This is a genomic window from uncultured Agrococcus sp. (genome assembly GCF_945915485.1).
Lineage (GTDB): Bacteria > Actinomycetota > Actinomycetes > Actinomycetales > Microbacteriaceae > Agrococcus.
This window is the reverse complement of record NZ_CAMEFJ010000019.1, coordinates 1-24,281: the sequence shown is the minus strand read 5'-3', so window position 1 is coordinate 24,281 and position 24,281 is coordinate 1. Positions and strand designations below refer to the sequence as shown.

The 24,281-nt window shown below is 62.7% G+C and carries 21 protein-coding genes and 1 tRNA gene; 16 read left to right on the top strand and 6 right to left on the bottom strand.

Features of this window, described 5'->3' with window-relative positions; translation table 11 throughout:
* Positions 1-135: 135 nt before the first annotated feature.
* Together Q0O95_RS05360 and Q0O95_RS05355 are read left to right on the top strand one after the other, a co-directional pair.
* Positions 136-1,401, top strand: coding sequence for a sensor domain-containing protein (locus Q0O95_RS05360; protein ID WP_293696140.1), 1,266 nt, complete (start codon positions 136-138; stop codon positions 1,399-1,401).
* The gene (locus tag Q0O95_RS05355; RefSeq protein ID WP_293696138.1) at positions 1,389-2,036 is read left to right on the top strand and encodes a response regulator transcription factor; all 648 of its coding nucleotides are present in this window, start codon (positions 1,389-1,391) and stop codon (positions 2,034-2,036) included. The genes Q0O95_RS05360 and Q0O95_RS05355 overlap by 13 nt, the downstream gene beginning before the upstream one ends.
* A gap of 140 nt (positions 2,037-2,176) precedes the next feature.
* Here the strand turns inward: Q0O95_RS05355 and Q0O95_RS05350 are convergent.
* Together Q0O95_RS05350 and Q0O95_RS05345 are read right to left on the bottom strand one after the other, a co-directional pair.
* Positions 2,177-2,252 (bottom strand) — tRNA-Ala (locus tag Q0O95_RS05350).
* Between the two features lie 86 nt (positions 2,253-2,338).
* Entirely contained in the window at positions 2,339-3,469 is a 1,131-nt protein-coding gene (locus Q0O95_RS05345) for a glycoside hydrolase family 3 N-terminal domain-containing protein (protein ID WP_293696137.1), read from the bottom strand.
* Positions 3,470-3,700: 231 nt separating this feature from the next.
* Here Q0O95_RS05345 and Q0O95_RS05340 point away from each other — a divergent pair, with 231 nt between their 5' ends.
* Both Q0O95_RS05340 and Q0O95_RS05335 read left to right on the top strand, forming a co-directional pair.
* On the top strand, positions 3,701-4,300 hold the full coding sequence (locus tag Q0O95_RS05340; RefSeq protein ID WP_293696136.1) for a TetR/AcrR family transcriptional regulator: 600 nt from the start codon (positions 3,701-3,703) through the stop codon (positions 4,298-4,300).
* A complete protein-coding gene (locus Q0O95_RS05335) occupies positions 4,297-5,013 on the top strand; it encodes a GAP family protein (RefSeq protein ID WP_293696134.1) in 717 nt (238 codons plus the stop codon). The genes Q0O95_RS05340 and Q0O95_RS05335 overlap by 4 nt, the downstream gene beginning before the upstream one ends.
* Positions 5,014-5,087: 74 nt before the next feature.
* Here Q0O95_RS05335 and Q0O95_RS05330 read toward each other — a convergent pair whose 3' ends face one another.
* Positions 5,088-9,863, bottom strand: a complete 4,776-nt coding sequence (locus Q0O95_RS05330) for an NAD-glutamate dehydrogenase (protein ID WP_293696132.1) — start codon at positions 9,861-9,863, stop codon at positions 5,088-5,090.
* 222 nt (positions 9,864-10,085) lie between these two features.
* Positions 10,086-10,478 (bottom strand): DUF5655 domain-containing protein, encoded by a 393-nt coding sequence (locus Q0O95_RS05325; protein WP_293696131.1) that lies wholly within the window; start codon positions 10,476-10,478, stop codon positions 10,086-10,088.
* A gap of 97 nt (positions 10,479-10,575) precedes the next feature.
* Here Q0O95_RS05325 and Q0O95_RS05320 point away from each other — a divergent pair, with 97 nt between their 5' ends.
* Positions 10,576-11,262, top strand: coding sequence for a cation:proton antiporter (locus tag Q0O95_RS05320; RefSeq protein WP_293696129.1), 687 nt, complete (start codon positions 10,576-10,578; stop codon positions 11,260-11,262).
* A 12-nt stretch (positions 11,263-11,274) separates the two neighbouring features.
* Here the strand turns inward: Q0O95_RS05320 and Q0O95_RS05315 are convergent, their stop codons facing one another.
* Entirely contained in the window at positions 11,275-11,646 is a 372-nt protein-coding gene (locus tag Q0O95_RS05315; RefSeq protein WP_293696127.1) for a DUF5615 family PIN-like protein, read from the bottom strand.
* Between the two features lie 2 nt (positions 11,647-11,648).
* Positions 11,649-12,071, bottom strand: coding sequence for a hypothetical protein (locus Q0O95_RS05310; RefSeq protein WP_293696126.1), 423 nt, complete (start codon positions 12,069-12,071; stop codon positions 11,649-11,651).
* 349 nt (positions 12,072-12,420) lie between these two features.
* Between Q0O95_RS05310 and Q0O95_RS05305 the strand changes: the two genes are divergently transcribed.
* The 11 genes from Q0O95_RS05305 to Q0O95_RS05255 form a co-directional block, all read left to right on the top strand.
* Positions 12,421-13,386 (top strand): LacI family DNA-binding transcriptional regulator, encoded by a 966-nt coding sequence (locus Q0O95_RS05305; RefSeq protein ID WP_293696125.1) that lies wholly within the window; start codon positions 12,421-12,423, stop codon positions 13,384-13,386.
* A 120-nt stretch (positions 13,387-13,506) separates the two neighbouring features.
* Complete coding sequence (locus Q0O95_RS05300; RefSeq protein ID WP_293696123.1) at positions 13,507-15,393, top strand: class I mannose-6-phosphate isomerase; 1,887 nt, start codon at positions 13,507-13,509, stop codon at positions 15,391-15,393.
* The gene (locus Q0O95_RS05295) at positions 15,390-18,056 is read left to right on the top strand and encodes a glycoside hydrolase family 38 C-terminal domain-containing protein (protein WP_293696122.1); all 2,667 of its coding nucleotides are present in this window, start codon (positions 15,390-15,392) and stop codon (positions 18,054-18,056) included. The genes Q0O95_RS05300 and Q0O95_RS05295 overlap by 4 nt, the downstream gene beginning before the upstream one ends.
* Positions 18,035-18,334 carry a PTS fructose transporter subunit IIB gene (locus Q0O95_RS05290; RefSeq protein ID WP_293696120.1) on the top strand — a complete coding sequence of 100 codons (300 nt, stop codon included), beginning with the start codon at positions 18,035-18,037 and terminating at the stop codon, positions 18,332-18,334. Before Q0O95_RS05295 ends, Q0O95_RS05290 begins: the two co-directional genes overlap by 22 nt.
* Entirely contained in the window at positions 18,334-19,443 is a 1,110-nt protein-coding gene (locus Q0O95_RS05285) for a PTS fructose transporter subunit IIC (RefSeq protein ID WP_293696159.1), read from the top strand. Before Q0O95_RS05290 ends, Q0O95_RS05285 begins: the two co-directional genes overlap by 1 nt.
* Complete coding sequence (locus tag Q0O95_RS05280) at positions 19,440-19,883, top strand: PTS sugar transporter subunit IIA (protein ID WP_293696118.1); 444 nt, start codon at positions 19,440-19,442, stop codon at positions 19,881-19,883. The genes Q0O95_RS05285 and Q0O95_RS05280 overlap by 4 nt, the downstream gene beginning before the upstream one ends.
* Positions 19,884-19,979: 96 nt before the next feature.
* Complete coding sequence (locus Q0O95_RS05275; protein WP_293696116.1) at positions 19,980-20,678, top strand: DsbA family oxidoreductase; 699 nt, start codon at positions 19,980-19,982, stop codon at positions 20,676-20,678.
* Positions 20,675-20,866 (top strand): hypothetical protein, encoded by a 192-nt coding sequence (locus Q0O95_RS05270; protein ID WP_293696114.1) that lies wholly within the window; start codon positions 20,675-20,677, stop codon positions 20,864-20,866. The genes Q0O95_RS05275 and Q0O95_RS05270 overlap by 4 nt, the downstream gene beginning before the upstream one ends.
* A gap of 83 nt (positions 20,867-20,949) precedes the next feature.
* The gene (locus Q0O95_RS05265; RefSeq protein WP_293696112.1) at positions 20,950-21,138 is read left to right on the top strand and encodes a hypothetical protein; all 189 of its coding nucleotides are present in this window, start codon (positions 20,950-20,952) and stop codon (positions 21,136-21,138) included.
* A gap of 473 nt (positions 21,139-21,611) precedes the next feature.
* A complete protein-coding gene (locus Q0O95_RS05260; RefSeq protein ID WP_293696110.1) occupies positions 21,612-22,916 on the top strand; it encodes a glycine cleavage T C-terminal barrel domain-containing protein in 1,305 nt (434 codons plus the stop codon).
* 19 nt (positions 22,917-22,935) lie between these two features.
* The coding region (locus tag Q0O95_RS05255) for an FAD-dependent oxidoreductase (protein WP_293696108.1) at positions 22,936-24,281 on the top strand (1,346 nt) is incomplete at its 3' end.

Genomic DNA, 24,281 nt, shown 5'->3' with positions numbered 1-24,281 from the left:
ACTCCACCCCATCCCCTCAACTGCCCGATCGTGGTACAGCCAGCTACCCTCTTCCCGCGTCTGAGCATGTTTCTCTGACAGTAGTCAGCGCCGCCACATAGACTCTCCCCGAGGTGATGATGATGGCGGGAAGCCATGGCTGATCAGCCAACAGCGGGCCGCAGCAAAGCAATTCGGCGGTTGAAGTGGGCGATGAGAGCCTTCGGTCAACTGACCTGGGGCATGGGCACTGGTTTACTGGCTCTCATAACGTTTGTCCTTGGTATTGCGGTCGCCATATCAAGTCTCGTGGGAGTCGGAATACTCTTGATCCGTCCGTGGCTGGTGTTGTTACGCGCCGTAGCCGATCTGGAACGCTCAAGGCTGACCAATCAGGGTTACGAAGTCATATCACCGTATGAGCAATTGCCGCAGCGATTGAGAGACTGTCTCGAAGTCGTGCGAACCGATCAAACCACCCAACGTGATCTTATGTGGTTGCCTGTGCATGCCACCTGGGGGTTGATAGCGAGCTTCTTCGGCTTCCAAGCTGGCATCAATGTCCTCCGGGAAATCTCTTTTCCGCTGTGGTGGCACCTGCTGCCTGCCGACGAAGCGACAACGCTCAATGGCCTGATTCGGGTCAATGACTGGTCGGGAGCAGCATTCTCAGTTGCATTAGGGGTGGTGTGGCTGGCGGTGTTCTTATTCTTGAACCCGGCAATTGTCCAGGCCACTGCGGCACCGGGATTGAGACTACTCACAGCGCATCCAGATGTAGACCTCACCGCACGGATCGCTCAACTGACGACTACGCGAGCTGCCGCATTGGACGCACATGCGGTGGAGCTACGGCGCATAGAACGTGCGCTTCACGATGGTGCACAGAACCGTCTTGTGGGCGTGGCGATGCTGACCGGAGCCGCTCAGGAGGCTCTACGCAGGGATAGCGACTCTGCCGAAGCCATGATGGAGCAAGCACACGCTGCAGCCGAACAGGCTCTTGCCGAGCTGCGGTCAGTAGTTCGCGGCATCCTTCCCCCGATTCTCGAAGATCGGGGCCTTGCCGGAGCGCTGAACGCCCTAGCCAGCAGCTGCGCAGTCGAGTGCTCAGTGGACGTCGACGTGCCTGTACGGTGCCCAGCCAGTGTCGAGTCGACTGCCTACTTCGCTGCTGCTGAAGCACTGACCAATATTTCCAAGCACAGCGGTGCTTATCGAGCCACGCTGACGGTGCGACGATCGCAAGGCAGCCTGTTGGTCGTGGTAGACGATGACGGTCGTGGTGGCGCAAAGATGGATGCAGGCTCAGGGCTGGCCGGGATATCGCGAAGAGTCGCGGCCCACGACGGGAGAACCGAAATCCAGAGTCCAGTCGGCGGACCAACGAGGATCGAGGTGGAACTGCCGTGCGGGTTGTAATCGCGGAGGACGATGCTCTGTTGCGAGAAGGGCTTGCCCTGATTCTACGGTCGGAGGGCATGGAGGTAGTAGCCGCGGTGGAAGACGGCGAGCTATTCCTCACAGCGGTCGAAGAACATCACCCTGATGTGGCCGTGTTGGATGTGCGTATGCCTCCCACGCACACCGATGAAGGGATCCGCGCCGCAGTCGCCGCTCGCCGGTCTATCCCTGACCTGCCAGTTCTGGTCCTTTCCGCATACGTGGAGCAGGCCTTCGCCACCGATCTGCTCGGAGCGGGGGCACGTGGAATCGGATATATGCTCAAGGAACGAGTAGGTCGTGTATCAGCGTTCGTCTCTGCGCTCAGCAGAGTCGTGGACGGCGGCACCGTCATTGATCCGGAGGTCGTGAGCCAGTTATTCGCTCGCCAACAGGGAGCTGACCGACTGAAAACGCTGACTCCCAGGGAGCGCGATGTGCTGGCCGTGATGGCCGAAGGACTGGGGAACTCTGCGATCGCAGAACGTCTCTGCGTGACAGGCAACGCCGTGCACAAACACATCCGTTCCATCTTCGACAAACTCGACCTCCCGCCCGACCATGAATCCGACCGGCGAGTCGCAGCAGTCCTGCGGTACCTGGAAGGGACCTGAGCACAGTTCTTCACGGCTGGTAGCTCACGGAGTGCAATCGAACTTGCCGCTGCGGCGGTGAGTGAGTCGCCAGCATCTCTTCGCTCGCGGGTGGATATGCAGTCCATTGCCGATGTCGCACATGACCCGACTCATCACAGTGGTGGACCCGGGGAGAATCGAACTCCCGACCTTCTCGTTGCGAACGAGACGCGCTACCAACTGCGCCACGGGCCCGGACGATCAGAGCATACGCTTCTACCCCGCACGTTTCAACTCCAATGCAGCCGACTTCGCAGATCCAGGAACCGCTGAAACAGCGATCAACCAGCGAGCTGCAAACGAAGTGACATGACCCGGATGGCAGCCTCCCGTAGGCGCTCCTCCGACAACGTCCCGTTCTCGACAGCCTCGGCGATGCCGGCGGCCATGTCGCCGGCGGTCTCAGGAGTCGAGCCGGCGATCATCAGCACCATGTCGCTGCCCGCATCGATGGCTCGGACTGCGTTCTGGACCGGATCTTGGTATTCGTCATCGCCTGCGCTGAGCAGCATCCCCAAGTCGTCGGTGATGCAGACGCCCTCGAAGCCGAGCTCCGATCGCGCGATATCGTGCCAGCGCTCCGAGAGCGATGCCGGGGCATCATCCACTGAGCTAAAGACGAGATGCCCGAACATCAGCAGCTCGGCGCCCGCGTCGACCCCTGCGGCGAACGGCACGGCATCCGCTTCCCGCCACAGCTCGAGGCTCAGATCCGTGGAAGGCAGCTCGAAGTGCGAATCGCCAGGAGCTGCTCCGTGGCCGGGAAAGTGCTTGAGGGTCGAGAACACGACCCCCTGTTCGCCGGTAACCGCAGCCTGCACGTTCGCGGCGGACGAAGGAGGGTCGGCACCGAGCGCACGAGAAGCGATGAAGTCGGCACTGTCCGCAGGGACATCCGCGACGATGCCGAGATTGACGTTCGCTCCTGCATCCACGACGAGGTTCGCGCGATCTTCGAACGTGTTCTGCACATCTTCCGGGTCGGACCCCTGCAGCTGTCTGCCGCCGGGTAGATCGTCCCACGGCAGGCGCGACACGTCACCGCCCTCCTGATCGATTGCGATGAGAGGCGGCAAATCCTCGTCGACGATGAGCCCTTCGGTGAGCGCCTGCAGTTGCTCCTGGTCGCCTTCGACGTTCGACCCCATCAGAATGAAACCGCCCAGACCTGAACGCATGTAGTCGCCGACCTCTTCCGGATCGGTGCTGGGGATGTGTCCCATGACCACGCTTGCTGCTCGCTCTTCCGTCGTCATCGCATCGACAGCGATCTCTTCCGGACTGAATGTAGGTGTCGGTGTCATGGTCTGCGAATCGGTAGGGGACGGCGTGGGCTCCGGAGGAGTCTCGGATGAGCATCCCGTCACCGCAATGAGCATCACGAGAGCTGACCCTCGAAACTTGCGGCGCATGACCCGAGTCTAGTCAAGGAGGCGATGACGACGGGGCCCTCCAGAGCCGTCGAAGCAGCGGGGCGGATGCTGTGAGCAAGACCTGTTCCGCCACTCGCCGGACAAGGGCCAGCTGCATCTCAGCAGCGCAACCGAAAGCTTCGCAGGTGCGTTTCCAGGTCGGTGTTGAGGACCTCGGATTGTTCGCGTCTTCCACTTGTTTTATAAAAATATGTCTGTAATATTTAACGCATGAGGACAGCCAACCATGAAGAGCGTCGACAGCAGGTCGCCGCGGCACTGCTCCGTACCGTTGCCCAACGCGGACTGCGACAGACAGCGCTCGTGGACGTCGCGAATGAAGCCGGCGTGTCCGTCGGTCTCGTGCAGCGGTACTTCCGCACGAAGGACGATCTGCTGCGCTTCGGGGTGGGCTTCATGTACGAACGGGTCGAGCAACGATTGCACAACGTCGCGATCGTTCCGCCACTACGGGAGCTGCTCTACGAACTACTCCAGACGTTCCTTCCGACGGATGAAGACCGCAGCGACGAGCTCGTGCTGTGGCTCGAGTTCCTGCCGGCGGCGCGGAACGATCAGGAGATGTCGAAGATGCACCGCGACGCGACGGCCGGCTTGATCGACGCTGTCGTCGAGGTGCTATCAGGGGCGCAGCGCGCAGGTGAAGTTCCGCAGTCGGTGGATGTGCGGGCCGAAGCGCTGAGCCTCACTGCCTTGTGCGACGGGCTCTCCCTGCACCTGCTGGCGACGGAGTCGATCTACGACGTGCAGGCCGTGCAGCGGGCTCTGTCCGCCGCGATCGACCGGCTTTTCACGGACGACAACGCGTGACTCCCATACTCGCGGCGGGACTGGTCGGACTCGCGCTGATCGACAGCACCAGCGTCGGCACGCTGTTCATCCCGGTCTGGCTGCTCCTCGCGTCCGGAAGAGTACGTGCCGGCCGGTTCGCCGTCTATCTGGGCACGATCGTCGTGTTCTATTTCGCGGTCGGCATAGTGATCGCACTCGGCGCGGATGTAGCTTTCTCGCAACTCGCCGAACTGCTCGCGGACGACAACGACAGCCCTGCCATCCGGATTACGCAGATCGTCATCGGTGTTTCCTTGTTCGCCTGGGGATGGTGGCTCGGCTCGAAGAAACGTCGGGAGCGCAAGCGGGAATCCGGGCGTCTTATGCAATGGCGTGAACGCGCCATGACCGGCGCCGGGAGCTCTGCGGCACTCATGACTCTCGCAATTCTTGCAGCGGTCATCGAACTTGCCTCCATGCTGCCCTACCTCGCTGCGATCGGCTTGATGACGGCAGCTGACATCGGTTGGATCGGCACCGGCCTGACGCTTGCCGCTTACTGTCTGCTCATGGTGCTGCCCGCAGTCGTGTTGATCGTGCTGAGGATCCTCGCACACGACCGCGTGGAGCCGGTGCTGCGGCGAATCAACGACTGGATTGCGAAGCACTCTGACACCCTGTTGAGCAGTGCTCTGTGCGGCATCGGAATCTACCTCGTTTTGAACGCGCTGGCCGTCCTCTTCCTCGTGTGAACTCGAGAGGAGCAGGCCGTGTAGCCCGAGCGATCTGCGTAGGTCGCGGAACGCTCGGGCTCAACGGGAGTTCGTCAGCTCGTGAGCGAACGCAGCCTCCGAAGCGCAACCGAAAGCGTCGCAAGCCCCGTTTCCGGGTCGGTGTTGAGGGCATCGAGCGCCTCGCCGAGTGCCCGTTGCCCAGCAGTGCCAACCTGTTCGATCCAAGCGTCGACACGCTCTTCCGGCACGCCGGCATCGGTCTGCTCCAAGACCGTTGACGTCAGCTCGATCATGACCTCGTAGAGGTCGTCGCGCATTGCGGCGCGAGCCTTGGATGCCCAGCGGTTGTCCTGCGGCAACGCGGTGACGCGAGCGAGCATGTCGTCGAAGTGGACGCGATCGGAGAGCGTGTAGAACAACTCTGCCGCCTCATCCAAGTCCCATCCGTGCACTCTCGAACGCTCGATGATGTCCAGCAGAGGCAACGTTTCGATAATGCCAGCGCCACGCAGCGCAAGCTCGGTCGGCACGTTCGCATCTTCGAACCGGCGAACTCGCTCGTCGAAGCGCTCCTTTTCTCCGCCGCGCTGCAGGTCGCCCATGCGGCCGGCGAACCGCTGCACCGCGTCGCTGAATCGTTCGATCTCCTCGCCGATGTCGACGCCATCCGCGCGATGGTGCACGAACCACCTCGTTGCTCGATCCAACAGCCGCCTGAACGTCAAGTACAGGTCGGTTTGCACTTCGGTCGCGACCAGGTTGTCCGTCGCCTCGACCGAGACAACGAAACTGCCCAGGTCGAAGATTTCGCGCACCGCCACGTACGCCCTCGCGATCTGCTCGCTGCTTGCGCCCGTCTCATCGGCGGTGCGGTGAGCGAACGTGATACCGCCACGGTTCACCATCGAGTTCACAACGGAGTTGATGATGATCTCGCCACGGAGCGGATGCTCGGCAAGGTCGCCGTCGTACTGCTCTCTGATCGGGGCGGGGAAGTACTCCGACAGGGTGTTCGTGAACCAGGCGTCCTCCGCGAGCCCGCTGACGGCAAGGTCGGCTTTCAACGCGAGTTTGGCGTACGCAACCAAAACGGCGAACTCCGGCCGCGTGAGTCCACGCTGCTCCCTGATGCGCTTCTTGATCTCGGCCCTGCTGGGCAGGAACTCGAGATCTCGATCGAGTTCGTCGCGTTCTTCGAGCCACTCGATCAGACGCGAATGGGACGGCAGCATTTCCGTCGCGTTTGTTCGCGAGTTGCCCAGCAGCACATTCTGCTCGTAGTTGTCGCGCAGCACCTGCACGGCAACTTCGTCTGTCATCGAACGCAGCAGCGCATTGCGAGCCTCGCGGTCGAGCTCTCCCGCGCGCTCGATGGCGCCCAGCAGGATCTTGATGTTCACTTCGCGGTCGGAGGTACCGACACCGGCGGAGTTGTCGATGGCATCAGTGTTGATGCGCACGCCGGCCAGGGCGGCTTCGATGCGGCCGCGCTGGCTCACGCCGAGGTTTCCTCCCTCGCCGACCACCTTCAGGCGCAACTCGTTACCGTTGACGCGTATCGCATCATTGCCGCGGTCGCCGATTTCGGCGTGGGACTCTTCCGTCGCTTTGATGTAGGTGCCGATGGCGCCGTTCCAGAGGAGATCCACGGGTGCGAGCAGCATCGCGCGTTTGAGTTCGAGCGGCGTCATCTTCTTGACATCGGCATCCAGCCCGAACGCTTCGCGCATCTGCTCCGTTATGTCGATCGACTTCATAGTGAGCGGGAAGACGCCACCTCCCGGCGACATGACGCTGCGGTCGAAGTCGTCCCACGACGAGCCGGGGAGTTCGAACAGACGCTTACGTTCGACGAACGTGGCCGCCGCATCCGGAGTCGGATCCACGAAGATGTGCCTGTGGTCGAAGGCGGCGACGAGACGGATGTGCTCCGATCGGAGCATACCGTTGCCGAACACGTCGCCAGACATGTCGCCGACACCCACCGCCGTGAAGTCCTCGGTTTGCGTGTCGTGCCCCATCTCGCGGAAGTGCCGCTTCACGGACTCCCACGCGCCCCGGGCGGTGATGCCCATGCCCTTGTGGTCGTAGCCTGCCGAGCCGCCGGACGCGAAAGCGTCTGCGAGCCAGAAACCGTAGTCCTCCGAGATGCCGTTCGCGATGTCGGAGAAGGAAGCGGTTCCCTTGTCTGCCGCGACCACGAGGTACGAGTCGTCGGCGTCGTGACGAACGACGTCGCTCGGTGGCACGATGTCGTTGCCGTCACGGTTATCGGTCACATCGAGGAGCCCGCGGATGAACGTGCGGTACGCGGACTTGCCGCCTTCGATCCAGGCCTCGCGGTCGGATGGCGACGGCAGTCGTTTCGCGACGAAACCGCCCTTGGAGCCCGTCGGTACGATGACGGCGTTCTTCACCATCTGCGCCTTCACGAGCCCCAGTACTTCGGTGCGGAAGTCTTCTCGACGATCGCTCCAGCGCAGACCGCCGCGGGCGACCTTGCCGAACCGGAGGTGGACCCCCTCGACTTCAGGCGAGTACACCCAGATCTCCGCCATCGGGTGCGGCTTGGGCAGCCCGGGAACGGCGGCGCAGTTGATCTTCATCGAGACCCAGTGCTTCGGCGAACCGTCGGCGGAGGGCTGGTAGAAGTTGGTGCGCCAAGTCGCGGCGATCACGTCGTTGATGGACCGCAGGATGCGGTCGTGATCGAGGCTCGTGACCTCGTCGAGCGCCGTCAGCAGCTCCTCCTGCGCGGACGCTATCTGCTGATCGCGGTCACCATCGATCGACGGATCGAACCGCAGCTCGAACAGCCGCACGAGATTCGCAGAGAGCTGCGGGTTCGCCGTGAGCGCCTGCTCGATGTACTCGACGGAGAATGCGGAGCCGATCTGACGCAGGTACATCGTGAGCGTGCGAAGGATGACGATGCGTCGCCAATCGAGCCCCGCGAGCAGCACGAGCGTATTCAGGCGATCGCTCTCGGCATCGGCCGTCCATGCGGCCGAGAACGCTTCTTCGAAGATGCGGCCCCACTTCGCGTCACTCCAGCGTTCCGAGTCGGGTGCCGTCAGGCCGTAGTCGGAGAGGTAGCGGATGCCGCCGTCCGCCAGCGTGATCGTGTACGGGTGCTCGTCGACGACGTCGACACCGAGATCGGTGAGGATGGGCAGCACCCGTGTCAGCGGGTACTGGAAGTGCGATGCGAGCGTGAACGCCCGTTTGCCGGGATCGTTCTCGCGCGGTTCGTAGAGACGTACCGCGAACTCGTTGTCGACGAGACTCTCGAGCAGCTGTATGTCGCCGAGTACTTCCTCGGGCTTGACCGCTTCCTTGTACGCGGCCGGGAACGCCGTGCTGTACCGACTCAGCAGCCGCGCGGCGACCTCCTCGCCCTCCGAGTGGTGCAGCGCATCCACGAGGCCTTCGTCCCAGCCGCGGATCGCTTCGTCGAGTTGCGTCTGCAGCGCCGACTCGTCGACATCGGGAACGGAAGCTCCCCGTGGCACGCGTACGACGAAGTGCAGCTGCGCGAGGGGCGAGTCGCCGACCCGTGTCGCATGATCGACGTACTCGGCGCCGAACACCGAGCGGAGCAGCGCCTCGATGCGGAGCCTCACGGTCGTGTTGTACCGGTCGCGGGGGAGGAAAACGAGTGCCGAAACAAAGCGCCCGAATTCGTCTCGGCGCAGGAAGGTACGCGCGCGTCGCCGTTCACGCAGGCGGCTCACCTCGGTTGCTACTTCGAGGAGATGCTCGGGGCTGTCCTGGAAGAGCTCGTCACGCGGGTACTGTTCGAGAATCTGCAGCAGGTCTTTGCCGGAGTGCGAATTCGGTGCGTGCCCGGATGCTTCGAGTACGGCCCGCACCTTCGATGACACGATAGGGAGGGTCGTGACGGAAGACGCGTACGCCGTCGATGTGAACATTCCGAGGAAGCGACGTTCGCCAGTGACATTGCCGTCGCTGTCGAACGAACGGAGGCCGATGTAGTCGAGGTACACGTCGCGGTGGACGGTAGCCCTCGAGTTGGCCTTCGTCACGGTGAGCAGGCGAGGCTCGCGTGCGGTTTTCTGTGCTTCGGGTCGGAGTCGGGCAATTGCGGTCGTCGGTTTGCGCAGAATGCCGAGGCCGGTGTGCGGCAGTGATCGCAGTACCTCTTCGCCGTTCTCATCCGTTTCGAGGGCGTGTTCGCGGTAGCCGAGGAACGTGAAGTTGTTGTCGGCGAGCCAGTTGAGAAATTCGACGGTCGGGGCGACGGAGTCCGGGTCCGCGGTTTTCGGCGGTGCCGTGCGCAGATCGGTCACGATATCGAGGCACGCGCGTCGCATGGCCTGCCAATCGTCGACGGCCAGATGCACATCCGTCAGCACGTCCTGGAGTCGCTGTTCGAGCTCGCTGCGACCCTCTTCCGTGGTAACCCGGTCGATCTCGAGATGGATCCAGGACTCCAGGTCGCCACCGCGAGCATCGATCTCGATGAGCGAGCCGTCGTCTTCTCTGCGAACCGAGACGACGGGGTGCATGAGCAGATGAACCGACAAGCCCTGTCTGGCAATTGCAGCGGTGACGGAGTCGACGAGGAACGGCGAGTCTGTCGTGCAGATGTTCACGATCGTCCGACGGGATGTCCAGCCGTCTTCCCGCAGCGTCGGCGTGAAAACGGACACGAGGGTTTCCAATGGTTCGCGAACCTCGGTGAGCCGCAGCATCGACTGCGCGGCGCCGAGGACGTCGCGTGGCTCTCGACCTTCGAGGTCGACGAGATCCAGTTGGCCAACGAATCGCTCCAACATCGGGCGATGTTTCGGATCGACCGATCGCAGCTCCTCGTCATCGAAGAACTGCATGTTGCTGCCACTCATAAACGACTCCGTTCAATCTCGTGTTCGTATATACGATTCAATCGCATTTTGCGCGCGCGTAAGTGTCTCGGCGAGCCGAATGCGTTGCATGATGCGGGTGATACATCGATTACATCACTTGTGCCGAGCCGGGGCCTCAACAGAGCCGCAGAAGAACCCCGATTCTTCTCTCCGCGGTTCGCGAGTAGTGCGCGCAGTCATGCACACAGTTGTTCGTGCTCCTCAGCCGGATGCGCCGCCCTGCAGATGCGCGCCGTTGCCGACTCCGTATGCTTCTCGCAGCCAGGAGAGAAAATCGTCGTCGAGGTCGGCTGCGCTCTCGAGCCGATACTGGTGCACGAAGAGATTGTGCTGATACGGGGAAATCCGGCGGATCCGCTTGTCATCCGTTCCCAGCGAGCGCATGATGTCGAAGTAGCCGTCGACTCCGGTCTTCGTCGGCCGTGCTCCGAAGAACCCGCGACGGGAGCCTTTGAATGTCACGGTCGTCTTCGAAACCGAAACCCGCACATCCCCGCGGCGCAGTACCTCCTGCTCGATCTGGCGAAACAGCGCGATCGACGCCGCTGGTTTGTTGTCGAGGTGGTCCTCTACCGTCCAGTGCCTGTCGTTCATGCGGTCAGACTGCCACGAACCTACGACACGGCATCCGCTTGCGTCCGGGAACGCACGGGTATTGGATACGAGGGCGGAAACCCCCGGAAGGAACCCCATGGGATTCGAAGACTTTGAACTGCTGGCTATCGCGGTGGTGCTGGTGATCGTCGCAGTTTCGTACTTCGTGGGCAAACTGGGTGTTGCAGCGCCGATTCTGCTCGTGGTCTTCGGCATCGGCCTGAGCCTGATTCCCGGTATGCCGCCCATTGCGTCTGAGCCGGAGCTGATTCTGACGGTCGTGCTGCCGCCGCTGCTGTATTCGGCCGCGGTGAACATGCCGGTCGTCGATTTCCGTCGGGATTTCGGCACGATAGGGGCCTTATCGGTTGTGCTCGTCCTGATTTCCGCCTTCGGAATCGGGCTGTTGCTGTGGTTGATCTTCCCCGACCTTCATCTCGCTGCCGCAATCGCCGTCGGAGCGGTCGTGAGCCCTCCCGATGCCGTGGCGGCGACAGCCAAGCAGGTGATCGATAACCCGGAGCTGCGACGCCGGGACGGTACGCGATTCGACGACGACGTCATCGACCAGGTGCGCAACATGCGTGCACGATATGCCGACCGTGACGGCTCGGATGCGCGTAGCTCGACAATGCGGCAGTTGCGCGAGTTGGAAGCGCTCGTGCTGGAAGCGGAGCAGGATGCGCTTCGCGAAGCTCGGTCTGCCGGCACGTTCAGCTCGCATGCGATCGAACGAGCTCAGCGCCGTATCGACAGCGGCGCGATGCGGCTCGAGCACAACTGAGTCGAGGTGGCGTTAGCGCGATAGCCACCAGATGAAGGATGGATTGTGCGCCGCGGGAGGCGGCTCAGTGGCGAAGTCCCGCAGCGCTCGTGCAAGACGGTTCAGCCCGGTGCGAGTGCGCGGAAACCTGCTGTGATGGCAATATACAACGCCGGTGTGATCCTGAATCGAGGCGATCGCGATCGAGAACGTGGTGACGTCTTCTGTGACGACGACGCGATCCTCCGCAGCCGCGGTTCGCAGAACCGCCGTATCGTCACTGCCTCGCAGATCTTCGCGTACCACGACGGCTTCTGCATCGATACCCGATTTCGTCAGCTCCTCCGCAAGCCACCCGGGATAGTGTTCATCAAGAAGCAACCGGAGCGGTCGGGCCCTCTCCACGATCAGCCTTGCTGCAGTGCTTGGAGGCGTTCCCAAGCCGCTAGCGCATCGTCCTGCGCGGCGCGATGACGCTCGAGGATGCCGTCGATCTCGTCTCGGTAATCTGCCCAGTAAGCCAGGCTCGCTGTAACTGCCGAGGGCGGTAGTCCCAGTGCGTCTGCAACCGTTTCGACATTCCGCAGGGCGTCCGGGTGAGACTGCCATGCCGCCGCGATAGTCCACACCTGCGGTCCGTCGGTCAGGGTTGCGCGACGTTCGCCCGTCTCGATCGTCATGAAGCGGACGCGTGGATGCGCCTGTGCAGCAAGCCATTCGGACACCGCGGTATTGACAACCCTGGACTTCGGCTGCCCGGTTCGATGCGCGAACTGCTCGAGTGAGCCTCGCACGCGCTCACCGAAGCGAATGTTCATGGGCGACGACATGGCTACAGTGTAGTGCACCGTAGTATTGACGAGCCGAATTCTTGCTGCGGCGGTCGGAGGGATACCGTGGCCCCGCCAAGGGTCAGCTCGTGACACATACGTTCTCTGCGGGCCGATCGGAGCCTCAGAAACCTTCGTGGTCGTACCTGAGGGACGGTGATGGTGACCTGCGCCGGCGCCGGTTCAGTCCCTCTAGGCAAAAGGCGGTCCGGAGCATGCCGCATCCCGTGTGTGAACGACTTGTGCCGAGCTGAGAGTCATACTGGGTAAGGTGTCGACACGTATTCCGGCGTCGGCAAGGTAAAGGAGGCGTCTTCTGGCACAGCAGGGCAGGGTTACGATCAAGGATGTGGCGCTGAAAGCCGGCGTCAGCACCATGACCGTTTCGCGTGCGCTGCACGACAACGGCAACGTTACGGAAGAAACCAAAGAGCGCGTGTTGGCGGCCGTCAGGGAGCTCGGATACAGCCGTAACGAGAACGCTCGCAGCCTTCGCCCCGGGCACTCCAGCAACCTCATCGGCGTTACCGTCACCGACATTTCGAATCCGTACTACGGCGAATTCGTCATCGGCGTGGAAGAAGTCCTCGCGCAGCACGGTAAGCGGGTGATTCTGGGTAATACCTCCGAGAGTCAGGAGCGTGAGGAGCAGCTGCTCGCCGATTTCGCCGGGCGGCAGGTGGACGGCGCGATAGTCGTACCTGCGGCCGGAACGGAGCATACGCACCTGCGTTCGATGGCGGATCGGGGAATGCGTGTTGTGCTCGCATCCCGGTCGATCGACGGTCTCGACGTCTCCTCCGTCGTGCTGGCCGACTTTCAGGGAGCGTACGACGCAACCGTCGAATTGATCAGATCTGGGCACGAGCGCATCGGTTTCGTCGGCTGGGCGGAGGGAATCTACACCGCGGTGAAACGCTACGCGGGCTTTGCGCAGGCGATGAGCGATCACGGAATTCCAGTCGAGGAGCGCTATGTCATCGACAGAGTCCAGGGTGTGGAGGAAGTGGAGAAGACAATCCAGGGTCTCTTCGAACAGCCGAAGTCGCCCACTGCGTTCTTCTCAGCGAACAACCGCCACCACATGGGGGTGTTCCGTGCCGCACTGCAGCGACGTCACGAGCTGCCCGACAACTTTGCGATGGTGTCGTTCGACGACTTCGAACTGTCAAGCCTCTCGCCCTTTCCAGTGATCATCGTCAGTCACGACCCTCGTGAAATGGGGCGGACGGCGGCCGAGATGCTCTTGGAATCTGGCCGTGAGGAGCAGCGCGTGCTTCCGGTCCACATCCGCAGGTCCGTTCGTCGGGTCTGAAAAGAGGCCCTTGCATCACGCTGTCACCTTCGTTATGTTAACGATAACAATCTGACGAATGCGGACTCGAATTCTCGAGTGAACCGCGAAACGCGATGAGGCGAGGAGGTCCCGGGAGATATGGCGCAGACGGATCGAGACGACAGGGAAGTGCGTGAGCAGCGTGCCTTGTGGAAGACAAGAACGGGCCACCTGCCGAAGAACTATGTGACGCATCCCGTCGTGGAGGCACCGGAAGGCATCTCGTTTCTGGATCACGAGGCACTGTTGCGCAAGATCGAGCTGCTGGCGAAGGAACGCTCGACAGCGGTGCTCGCTATCGACACGTATCCGGGGGCGGACGTCGAGGACATCATTCGCGCGATCTCCGCTCACGATCCGAATGCGGACATCGTGCGGCTCGAGGACGTCGCTGCGCTGCCGTCGCATGACCTCGAAGCTCTGCTCGCACCCTTCCTCACGGACGATCGAGTGTTCGGCAGGATGAACGACTTGGAAATCACCGATCTCTATGAGGGGGATGAAGTCGTCCGACTCCGTCGCGATCTCGAGCACCGTCGTGACAGAACGGTCGTCATCGGCTGGGGCGCGACGCTCGTGGCTCCCCAGCCGGCGGTGAAGGTTCTCGTGGACGTGGCTCGCTGGGAGATCCAGCACCGTCAGCGCGCGGGCCAGCCGAACTGGATGGCGCACAATCCCGAAGAAGAATCGCTACGGAAGTACAAGCGGTCGTTCTTCATCGAGTGGCGTGTCGCCGACCGGCACAAGCTGGATCGCTTCGATGAGTTCGACTTCGTTATCGACGGGAACCGATCGATCGATTCGACCTTCGCCGTATCGGGGGCAGACGCTCGATCGCTGCTTCGGGAGACGGCCAGACGACCCTTCCGCGTGAAGCCTTTCTTCGACCCCGGAGTTTGGGGCGGTTACTGGATGGAGCACGTCGTTGGTCTGGAACCGCAAGACAAGCCTTACGCGTGGTGCTTCGATTGCGTGCCGGAGGAGAATTCGCTGCTCTTTTCGGATGCCGCGGGGAAGACGCTCGAGCTGCCGGCAATCGACGTTGTGCTGATGGAGTCAGAAAATCTGCTCGGGGAAGCGATCGTACGCCGCTTCGGTCGTGAGTTCCCCATTCGCTTCGATCTGCTCGATACGATGGGGGGCCAGAATCTATCGTTGCAGGTGCATCCGATGCTCGAGTACATCCGGGAGCACTTCGGTATGAACTACACGCAGGACGAGAGCTACTACCTGCTTGATGCCGCACCCGGTGCCGTCACCTATCTGGGCCTGCGCGACGATATCGATCCACCCGCGATGCTCAGCGCGCTCGAGCGGTCGCAGGCGACCGGAGAGTCGTTCGACGCCGACGATTACGTGAACGTATGGCCGACGAAAGCCCATGACCATTTCCTGATCCCGGCCGGGACGGTGCACTGCTCCGGCGGAGGGACCGTGGTTCTCGAGGTCTCGGCGACGCCGAATCTCTTCACGTTCAAGCTGTGGGACTGGGGCCGGATGGGGCTTGACGGTCGACCACGCCCCATTCACCTGGAGCACGGCCGTGAGAATATTCAATGGGACCGTACGACGGAGTGGACACGCGATCATCTCGTCAACGACATTCGCACCGTCGCCGATGCCGAAGAACACACCGAGGAGATCACGGGGTTGCACGAACAGGAGTTCATCCAGACCCGCAGGCATTGGTTCTCCGAACCAATCACACTCCGAACGGGTGGCACTGTGCGCGTTCACAATCTCGTTTCGGGGGCAGCAGCGGTAATCTCGAGTCCTGCCGGGGCCTTCGAGCCCTACGAGGTTCACTTCGCCGAGACCTTCATCGTGCCCGCCGCTGTCGATGAGTACACCGTCAGCCCGATCGGAGCCCCTACCGGAACACCGCGTCACGGGCTTCTGGTCGCATCCGTTCGAGGTGCTTCGAACATCCCGGAGGACACCGAGCAGGATGACAGAGCCGCCATCGCGAAGGGAGACCGTGCATGAGCATCGCGCACGCCATTCATCACACGCACTGGGACAACATCTGGTACTTCACCTTCGAGGACGCGGAGATCGTCTTCGACTATAACTTCCGACAGCTGCTGCGCTATTTCGAGGAGGGGCGCGTTCAAGACTTCCACCTCGACGGGCAGACGGCGGCGCTCGACGTGTTCCTGCGCGACCATCCCGAGCTCGAACCACGCGTACGGGAGCTCGTGACGGACGGGAATCTCACGGTCGGCCCCTTCGAAAGCCAGCTCGATTGCTTCATCTCGAGCGGAGAGTCGGTCATCAACAACCTGCGCCTGGGGCACAAACTGGCGCAGCGCCTCGGCAAGGTCTCGGACGTCGCCTACCTGCCCGACCCGTTCGGTCACTCGATCGACTTCCCGAAGATCTTCAATCAGTTCGGCATCCGCGACTTCGTCGTCACACGCGGCGTCGGCGGGCCCTACGGGCTGCGCAACGAATTCCGCTGGCGCAGCGACGACGGCAGTGAGCTGCTCGTGCACACGCTGCTCGCGGGTTACGGGTACGGCACCTATGCGTTCAGAGAGGGCACGCTCTTCAGCGATCGCGCAGAGGACTACAACAAGCTCAGCGTCGACGGGCTCATCGAACGTCTTCTCGAGAACTCCGCGCTGCCGGGGGAGTTCGTCTTCCCACTCGGCTTCGACCAGAACCCCGCGATCCCGGACCTGCCGGAGCGCGTGTCGGAATACAACGCGGACGACAACGATGTCGAGTTCCGCCTGACCACCTGGCGGGCGTTCATGGATCGAGTCCGTCGGCGATACGACGAACTGCAGGTGTTCGAGGAGGAGTTGTACTCGACGCAGTACCACCGCATGCACCGGTCCATCTTCTCCGCGAGGCCCGATATCAAAGCGGCACAGGATTTCGCCGAGCGAGAGCTGGCGCTGCGGACACAGCCGATCATGGCGCTTGCCGACCTCGTCGGCATCCCGTTCGAGCCGGCACTGCTCGACCGCCTTTGGACGAGCCTCACGCGAACGCAGACGCACTCGTCGGCCACGATGGACGACCCGAGTAACGCGCAGATCGCGCAGCGCGCCGGCGATGTCGCGCACGCCGCGCAGAGCCTCACGCTCTACCTGATGCGAAAGCTGGCCACGAATATCCCCGACCTTCCGCACGGCTCGGTGCTCGTTGCGAACACCCTGCCGTGGAAGAGGGCACTCACGGTCGAGGCCGACATCTTCACGCGAGCCGAGTCCTTCACGCTGGTGCAGGATTCCGAACCGATTCCCTATGACGTCATCGAGCGCAACCCCGAGTCGAACGCGGTCATGCGAGCGCGGCCCGAGGACCGCGACCCGGAGGGGGAGTACTGGCGCACAACCGTCAGATTCCAGCTACCGGCAGAACCGCTCTCGTTGCAATCGGTGTACGTCGAGGAGTCGCCGGGCTCTGCGCGCACGGTCGAACGGGATGACCGCCTCGTCATCGAGAACGGGCACTTGCGTCTCGCCTTCGACGGCAACGGTTTCACGTTGCAGAGCATCGCGGACGGTCGTACGAACGCCGACTTCCTCACCCTCGAAGATTCCGGTGACGAAGGCGACAACTACGACTACTCGTACCCGGATCGGGACCGGCGCCTCGTCTTCGACTGGAGTCAGGCGCAGATCGTCGCCGAACGCGCCGGCGCATTCCAGCGACTTCGTGTAACCGGCGAGTTCGCTCTTCCCCGCGACCTCGAGGAACGTGCCGGAACGGCCACGAGCGGCAGCGTCGACGTTGCTCTCACCCTCGAATTGAGAGTGGGGGATCCGTTGCTGCGAATCCACGGCGGCCTCACGAACCGAGCCGACAATCACCGCGTGCGCATGGTGTTCGCGACGAATGACGAGCACGAGTACTCCGTCGCGGGCACGCAATTCAGCACAGTGCAGCGGCGTGTGGACCCGGCTGAGCGGCAGACATGGCGAGAAGAGGGATGGTTCGAGGAGCCGAGCCCGCAGTACCCGCTGCTGAACCACGTTTCGCTCAAGGGTGCTTCGACCCTGACCTGCTACACGCGCAGCGCCAAGGAGTACGAAGTCGTCGGTGACAGCTTCGAAGACCTAGCCGTGGTCGTCTTGCGCGCGGTCGGCCATATGGGTCTGCCTGACTTGAACCGCCGACCCGGCAGGCCGAGCGGGCTCGACTTCAAAGTGCTCGAATCGCCCGACAGTCAGTTGCACGGGCGCACGATTCCGGTCGATCTGGCCATCGGCCTGACGCCGGAGTTCGATGCGAACGCGATCTTCGCCCGCTATGCCGAGTTCGCCGCGGATCCCGTCGTGCACACGCACCAGCGGTTCGACAAAGCGGCGCACCCGATCATGTACTTCCCGGTCAACACGGAGGACATCGCCGTGCCTGCAGCGTTCAGCGCGGGCGGCTTCGACGAGCCCGTCCCGTACTCGACGCTGACAATGGGCGGAGACGAGGATGCGCTGCAGCTCCGGGTCTTCAACGCGAACGACCAGCCTGCGCAGCGGCAATGGAACTGGACACACGAAATCGAGACCGTGAACGCCGTCACGCTCGCCGGGGAAACGGTCGACGAACATCTGAAGCAGTTGACACTACAACCTGGCCAACTGACAACACTGAGTCTCCAAAGGAGGAGTACACCATGGCGAACATCATCGGAGTGAGCTCGTGCCCCGCCGGCATTGCGCACACCTACATGGCGGCGGAATCGATAGAGAAAGCCGGTAGACGGCTCGGCCATACCGTGAAGATGGAAACGCAGGGGGCAGCCGGCTCCGAGAACACTCTCTCGAACAAAGACATCGAGAACGCCGATGTCGTGGTCATCGCGGCCGATATCACCGTCGATGAGGAGAGGTTCGAGGGGATGCGCATCGTCCGCGTCTCGGTCGGCGAGGCGATTCGCGGCGCCGAGCAAGTGATCGAGAAGGCGGTCGCGTGATGAAGGAACGGCTCCGCTCGTCCTACAAGCACTTGATGACGGGAGTCTCGTACTTCCTGCCGTTCGTCGTCGCAGGTGGTGTGCTGCTCTCGTTCGCGTTCCTCTTCGACGCCGCGAACAGCGGCGGTGAGGACTTCGGCGCCGGTAATCCGGTGTCGGCTTGGCTGCTGACCATCGGCGGCTACGCGTTCGATTTCATGCTCCCGATCCTCGCGGGCTTCATCGCATACTCGATGGCGGACCGGCCGGGCATACTGCCAGGCATGATGGCAGGCCTGCTGGCGCGGGAGGAGGAAGCGGGCTTCATCGGGGCGATCATCGGTGCCGTTGCTGCGGGATTCCTCGTTCGGCTGCTCAAATGGGTCTCGAAAAACTGGTCCAGGTCGCTGAGCGGTGTCAAGAACATCGTGCTGTTCCCCGTCGTCGGCACACTGCTGGCCGCTGCGGCCATGATTCCGTTGAATCTGGTCATCGGGCCCTTCAACGCCTGGATGAACGGATTGCTCGAGGGGTTGAGCGGGGCGAGCCTCGTACTGATCGGCGCTGTCATCGGGGGTATGCTCGCGGCCGATATGGGCGGCCCGATCAACAAGACCGCCTACCTGTTCGCGGTTGCCAGCTTGACAGCCACCGACGGGTCGGCGACCGCGACCGTCATCATGGGCACCGCTGCCGTGAGCGGCATGTCCATCAGCACGATCTGCGCCGTCGCCTCGACGATCTACCGCCGTCGCTTCTCCCAGGACCTTCGTGATGCGGGAAAGGCGGCATACGTCATGGGCGCCAGCTATATCGCAGAGGGTGCGATTCCTTTCGTGATCGCCAAACCGAGGGCGGTGCTGCCGTCGATCATCGTCGGCGCAGCGACTGCGGGCGCGCTCGCGGGTGCTTTCGGCATCACGATGTCCGCGCCGATCGGCGGCGTGTTCACGATGCCGCTCGCCAGCAATATTCCGCTGTACCTGTTGAGCTTCGTCATCGGCGTCGCGGTAGGCGTTGTTCTGTTGGGCATCCTGCTGCGTCTCACTGAAGGGTCGGTCGTCGCGAAGGAAGAAGCTGAGCGTGAGAGCGCGATCAGCGCGACGACTTCGGAAGGTGGAAACTCGTGACAGAAGCTCGCGATGGCATGACCGAAGAGGGTCTTGTGGCGCTGCGCCGTGATCTTTCGAGCAAAGAGGAGGCTCTGGAATTACTTGCGCGGATGTTCACCGAGGCGGGTCGTGCAGTCGACAGTGAACGCATCCTTGTCGGTCTGCGCGCTCGCGAGGAGGAAGTCTCTACCGCGATGGGATTCGGCTTCGCGATTCCACACACGAAAAGCGCTGCGGCGAGCCAGGCGAGTGTCGCCTATCTCTCGTTGAATCAAGCGATTCAATGGTCCGACGAACCAGTCAGACAGGTGCTGTCCATTATCGTTCCCGAGGATGGTGCCGACACGCACCTGAGAATTCTTGCGGAGCTTGCCCGTAGGCTCGTCGACGAGGAATTCCGTGACCGATTGAACTCCGCGGAGACGAGCGCGGAAGTCGTCGAACTGCTCGGTTCCTGACGGAGCCCCGAGCGCCCGGGATTATCCGGGCGTTCTCCGTTGTCATACTCTGCAGAGCCTGACGCACACGGCGTCGAAGCATCGTAAGGAGCGGGCATGGCCGAACAGGGCGAACAGCAGATCACGATCGACCTCTGGACGGACGTCGTGTGCCCTTGGTGTTACGTCGGCGAGGGAAGACTGGAAGAGGCGATTCGCGCTGAAGAGCTCGAAGACCGAGTGCGCATCCGCGTGCACTCCTTCGAGCTGGATCCGAACGCTCCCGCATACTCAGCGGCCGACGCGCACACCAACATCGAGCACCTTCGCGCCAAATTCAGTAAGGGCGAGGAAGATGTTCGGGCCATGGAGCAGCACATCGCGGGCCTCGCGAGCGAGATTGGGCGCGAGTACGCGGTCGAGCGGCCGGTCGCGAACACCCGTGCGATCCACCGTGTTGCGCAGTCGCTGCGTGAGCGGGGTGCGACGGAAGACTTCTTCTTCGCACTGCAACGCGACTACTTCACGGGAGCTGTGAACCCGTTCGAGGAGGACGCGATCCTGGCTGCCGCCGAGCGTGCAGGACTCGACCGGGCATCCGCCGCGGAGATCCTTCGCGATGCAGACAGGCATGATGACGACGTCGACAGCGACGTGATGCGAGCGCAGGCCATGGGTGCCTCCGGCGTTCCGTTCACGGTCTTCAACAACAAGTACGCGGCTCCCGGCGCACTGCCGGTCGACACGTACCGGCAGGCGTTGCGGCAACTCGTCGCTGAGCTCGATGCTCCTGAAACGAACGAGAGCGAGGCATGAGCGTGGACGCCGGCGAGAAGAACGCGACTACTCGCGCCGCAACACTCGAAGGGGCGGGACAGGACGGAGGGATGCCCGCAACAGCGAACGCGCAGAGCAGCGAGTCGAGCGGGCTGCAGTCGATGACGAACCTGCTCGGCGAAGGCGCCGACGGTGTCAGCTGCTCCGTCGACGGCACCTGCGATTAGCTTCGCGCAATACGCGGTATCCGGCCACGGATGTACACGGTCGTGCGAACCCGATACGATTGCGGCGTCGAAACGGAGGTGCGATGTTCGAACGTAAAACCGACCTGGAATCCGGTCAAAGCGAACCCGATTGGCTGCGTGAAGCCGACCGCCTTATCGGTCAGAGCGACGCTCCGGCCGAGCCCGACGTCATCGAGTCCGTCGCGCAGGGCGTCAGCGCAACGCAGTCACTGCAGATCATCTTCGGCGACACTGTAGAGGGCGACGAGTAACCCGGACGAGGGTCTGCGAGGTCGCGCCTCGCGGCCAGTGACGAACATCCTGACGAGGGTCACCAAATGTTGACCGTATGGTCATTTGTCACGAAACGTGGACTCTACGGTCCGGTTTGGCTCGTGAAGTCAACATTTCGTGACCACACTCGAGAGATCGGGCTCTTGCCTCCGAATAGGGCGTGTGTCACGTCTCGAATCGGGTGTGCGTCACCAAATGTTGATCGTACGGTCATTCATCACTAAATGTTGACCGTGTGGTCTGATTTCGACCATCGGGTCAACGTTTCGTGACCTTCAGCGGGCGTCCCCGCCGTCTGTGTACATCCGGCGCTGTCATGGCGTCGAAATTTCGCGCGCAAAAACTCTTGACTAGGTTCCGTGCGATGCGCCAGAATGTTGCGCAACACGATGAGTGTTGCTGAGAGCGCAACAACGAGGTTGGGCTCCACGTTGCGGACCAGGAGGCTTTCGTGAGTTTCAACATCCCTTCGGTTGACCAGTCGGACCGCGTGGTTCCGGTCAACCTCCGGCAGTCAGGACCGACGCCGGTAGAAATGCTGATCGACACCCGCGTTCGCAAGTCGCCGTACTGGGAACTCTCAGTGCAAGCGGGTTGCTGGCGAGCGTCGATCTACAACCGCATGTACCATCCCCGCGGCTACGTGCCCCGCGAGGAAGGTGGCATGTCGATCGAGTACGACTCGCTCGTCAACGACGTGACCCTCTGGAATGTCGCCGTAGAGCGTCAAATACAGGTCAAGGGGCCGGAAGCGGAGGCGTTCGTCAACTTCGTCATCACACGCGATGCGACGAAGATCCCCGTCATGCGCGCTCGCTACGTCATTCTCACCAACCAGAAGGGCGGCATCCTCAACGACCCCGTGCTGTTGCGGATCGCGCAGGACGAGTTCTGGTTCTCGATCTCCGACAGCGATCTGATGCAGTGGCTGCAGGGCGTGAATGTCGGCAAGGGCTTCGACGTCGAGATCAACGAGATCGACGTCGCCCCCGTGCAGATCCAGGGGCCGAAGTCGTACGGGCTCATCTCCGATCTGTTCGGCCAGGAGGCCGCGGACATCCCGAGCTACGGACTCTACGCGGCGCAGTTGCACGGTCGCGATGTGATCATCTCCCAGACCGGATTCACGGGGGAGAAGGGGTACGAGATCTACCTCTACGACGCGACGAAGTACGCGGAAGACCTGTGGAATGCGGTGCTCCGTGCCGGCGAGGCCCACAACCTGCGGGTCGTCGCACCCGCGCACCACCGCCGAATTGCAGCGGGCATCCTCTCGTGGGGGCAGGACCTCGATCACGAGACCCTGCCGTTTCAGGTCAATCTCGGATACCAGGTGCCCCGCAAGAAGGAGGCCGACTACATCGGCAAAACGGCTCTCGAAGCCGCACGCGAGCAGATCGCAGCGGGAAATCCGCCGTACAGGACCCAACTGGTCGGGCTGAAGTTCGCGGGGAATCCGATCGACGACTACGCCCCCGACTTCTGGCTGATCAGCGACGCCGCGGATACCGACCCGGTCGGCTACGTCACATCGCCCTGGTACTCGCCCGAGCTGGAGACGAATGTCGCGCTCGCGCACGTGCCGGTCGAACGCACAGCGCTGGGCGAGGAGTACTGGGTGCACCTGCCGGAGCAGTACGCGGAGGTGGCGGGCGAGCCGATCCGTGCAGAGATCGTCGAAGTGCCGTTCCGGCCCTCTGTGCACCCGAATACTCGCGAAAGGCTGAAGGAACAGGGATTGGACGCCGCGGGCTGAACGCTGCGGTGGAGTTCGCATGGAACGTTCGAGTGCAGGAACCGTCATCATCGGTGCGGGCGTCGTCGGCGCGAGCACCGCGTATCACCTGGCGGAGCTCGGCTGCACAGACGTTCTCGTGGTGGATGCCGGGCCCCTGTTCGCGACCGGGGGCTCGTCGTCGCACGCGCCGGGGCTCGTGTTCCAAACGAGCCCATCGCGAACGCTGACGCAACTGGCCAGAGTCACGGTGGATCTCTGGCGGAGCCTTGAACTCGACGGTGAGCCGTGCTACCTGCCGGTCGGTGGCATAGAAGTCGCGACAACGCCGCAGCGTGTTCGCGAGCTCCACCGACGTCACGGCCTTGCGACCGCGTGGGGGCTCGAGCCGGAGCTGCTCACGCCGAGTGAGGTCGCCGCGCACGAGCCGCTCATCGACCCCGATCGCGTCCTGGCGGGCCTCCACGTGCCCGATGACGGCGTCGGCAAGTCCGTGCGAGCGGTCGAAGCGATGGCGCGCGGGGCGATGCGTCGCGGCGTAGAGTTTCGGGGTGACACCGAAGTCACCGGCATCGATGTGGAAGAAGGCCGTGTCGTTGCCGTACGCACGACAGGCGGCCGGATCGAGACCGATCGGGTCGTGTGCTGCGCCGGCATCTGGGGGCCGGCGATCGGCGAGATGGTCGGCGTGACCGTTCCTGTGCAGCCGCTCGCGCATCAGCTCGCCTGGACCGCACCCGTGCCCTCGCTCGTGGCATCGGAAACGGAAACCGAGCATCCGATCCTCCGGCACCAGGACGCCTCGCTGTACTTCCGGCAGAACCACGAACGCTACGGCATCGGCTCGTATCGGCACCGCGCCATCCCCGTCGATGTCCGTGACATCGTCAGCCATGACGAAGCGGAGGTCATGCCGTCGGTACAGCCCTTTACCCAGGAGGATTTCGCAGGGCCGCATCGAGAAGCGATCGAGCTGCTCCCGGAACTCGAGAACGTCGATATCGACGATGCGTTCAACGGGCTCTTCCTCTTCACCAGTGACGGGATGCCGGTCGTGGGCCCTTCGCGCACGGTGGCGGGATTCTGGGCCGCTGAGGCGGTGTGGGTGACGCACTCGGGCGGTGTGGGTCGAGCGGTCGCGGAATGGATCGTCGAGGGGCGCCCATCGATCGACATGCGCGGGGCCGACATCGCCCGCTTCGAACCGCACGCGCTCACGCCGACGTATGTGCGCGCCCGCAGCTCGCAGAACTTCCGCGAGGTCTACGACATCATCCACCCCGCGCAGCCATCGGAGCAGTGTCGCCGGCTGCGCACGAGCCCGTTCTACTCGCGTCAGCAGGAACTCGGCGCGATGTTCTTGGAAGCGTCGGGCTGGGAACGGCC

Excerpts from the sequence above, each read along its gene's own strand:
- Q0O95_RS05325 (WP_293696131.1), bottom strand. The coding sequence starts at position 10,478 with ATGAACGACAGGCACTGGACGGTAGAGGACCACCTCGACAACAAACCA.
- Q0O95_RS05270 (WP_293696114.1), top strand. The coding sequence starts at position 20,675 with ATGAGCGTGGACGCCGGCGAGAAGAACGCGACTACTCGCGCCGCAACA.
- Q0O95_RS05360 (WP_293696140.1), top strand. The coding sequence starts at position 136 with ATGGCTGATCAGCCAACAGCGGGCCGCAGCAAAGCAATTCGGCGGTTG.
- Q0O95_RS05345 (WP_293696137.1), bottom strand. The coding sequence starts at position 3,469 with ATGCGCCGCAAGTTTCGAGGGTCAGCTCTCGTGATGCTCATTGCGGTG.
- Q0O95_RS05265 (WP_293696112.1), top strand. The coding sequence starts at position 20,950 with ATGTTCGAACGTAAAACCGACCTGGAATCCGGTCAAAGCGAACCCGAT.
- Q0O95_RS05290 (WP_293696120.1), top strand. The coding sequence starts at position 18,035 with ATGGCGAACATCATCGGAGTGAGCTCGTGCCCCGCCGGCATTGCGCAC.
- Q0O95_RS05275 (WP_293696116.1), top strand. The coding sequence starts at position 19,980 with ATGGCCGAACAGGGCGAACAGCAGATCACGATCGACCTCTGGACGGAC.
- Q0O95_RS05285 (WP_293696159.1), top strand. The coding sequence starts at position 18,334 with ATGAAGGAACGGCTCCGCTCGTCCTACAAGCACTTGATGACGGGAGTC.
- Q0O95_RS05300 (WP_293696123.1), top strand. The coding sequence starts at position 13,507 with ATGGCGCAGACGGATCGAGACGACAGGGAAGTGCGTGAGCAGCGTGCC.
- Q0O95_RS05295 (WP_293696122.1), top strand. The coding sequence starts at position 15,390 with ATGAGCATCGCGCACGCCATTCATCACACGCACTGGGACAACATCTGG.
- Q0O95_RS05320 (WP_293696129.1), top strand. The coding sequence starts at position 10,576 with ATGGGATTCGAAGACTTTGAACTGCTGGCTATCGCGGTGGTGCTGGTG.
- Q0O95_RS05330 (WP_293696132.1), bottom strand. The coding sequence starts at position 9,863 with ATGAGTGGCAGCAACATGCAGTTCTTCGATGACGAGGAGCTGCGATCG.
- Q0O95_RS05310 (WP_293696126.1), bottom strand. The coding sequence starts at position 12,071 with ATGTCGTCGCCCATGAACATTCGCTTCGGTGAGCGCGTGCGAGGCTCA.
- Q0O95_RS05340 (WP_293696136.1), top strand. The coding sequence starts at position 3,701 with ATGAGGACAGCCAACCATGAAGAGCGTCGACAGCAGGTCGCCGCGGCA.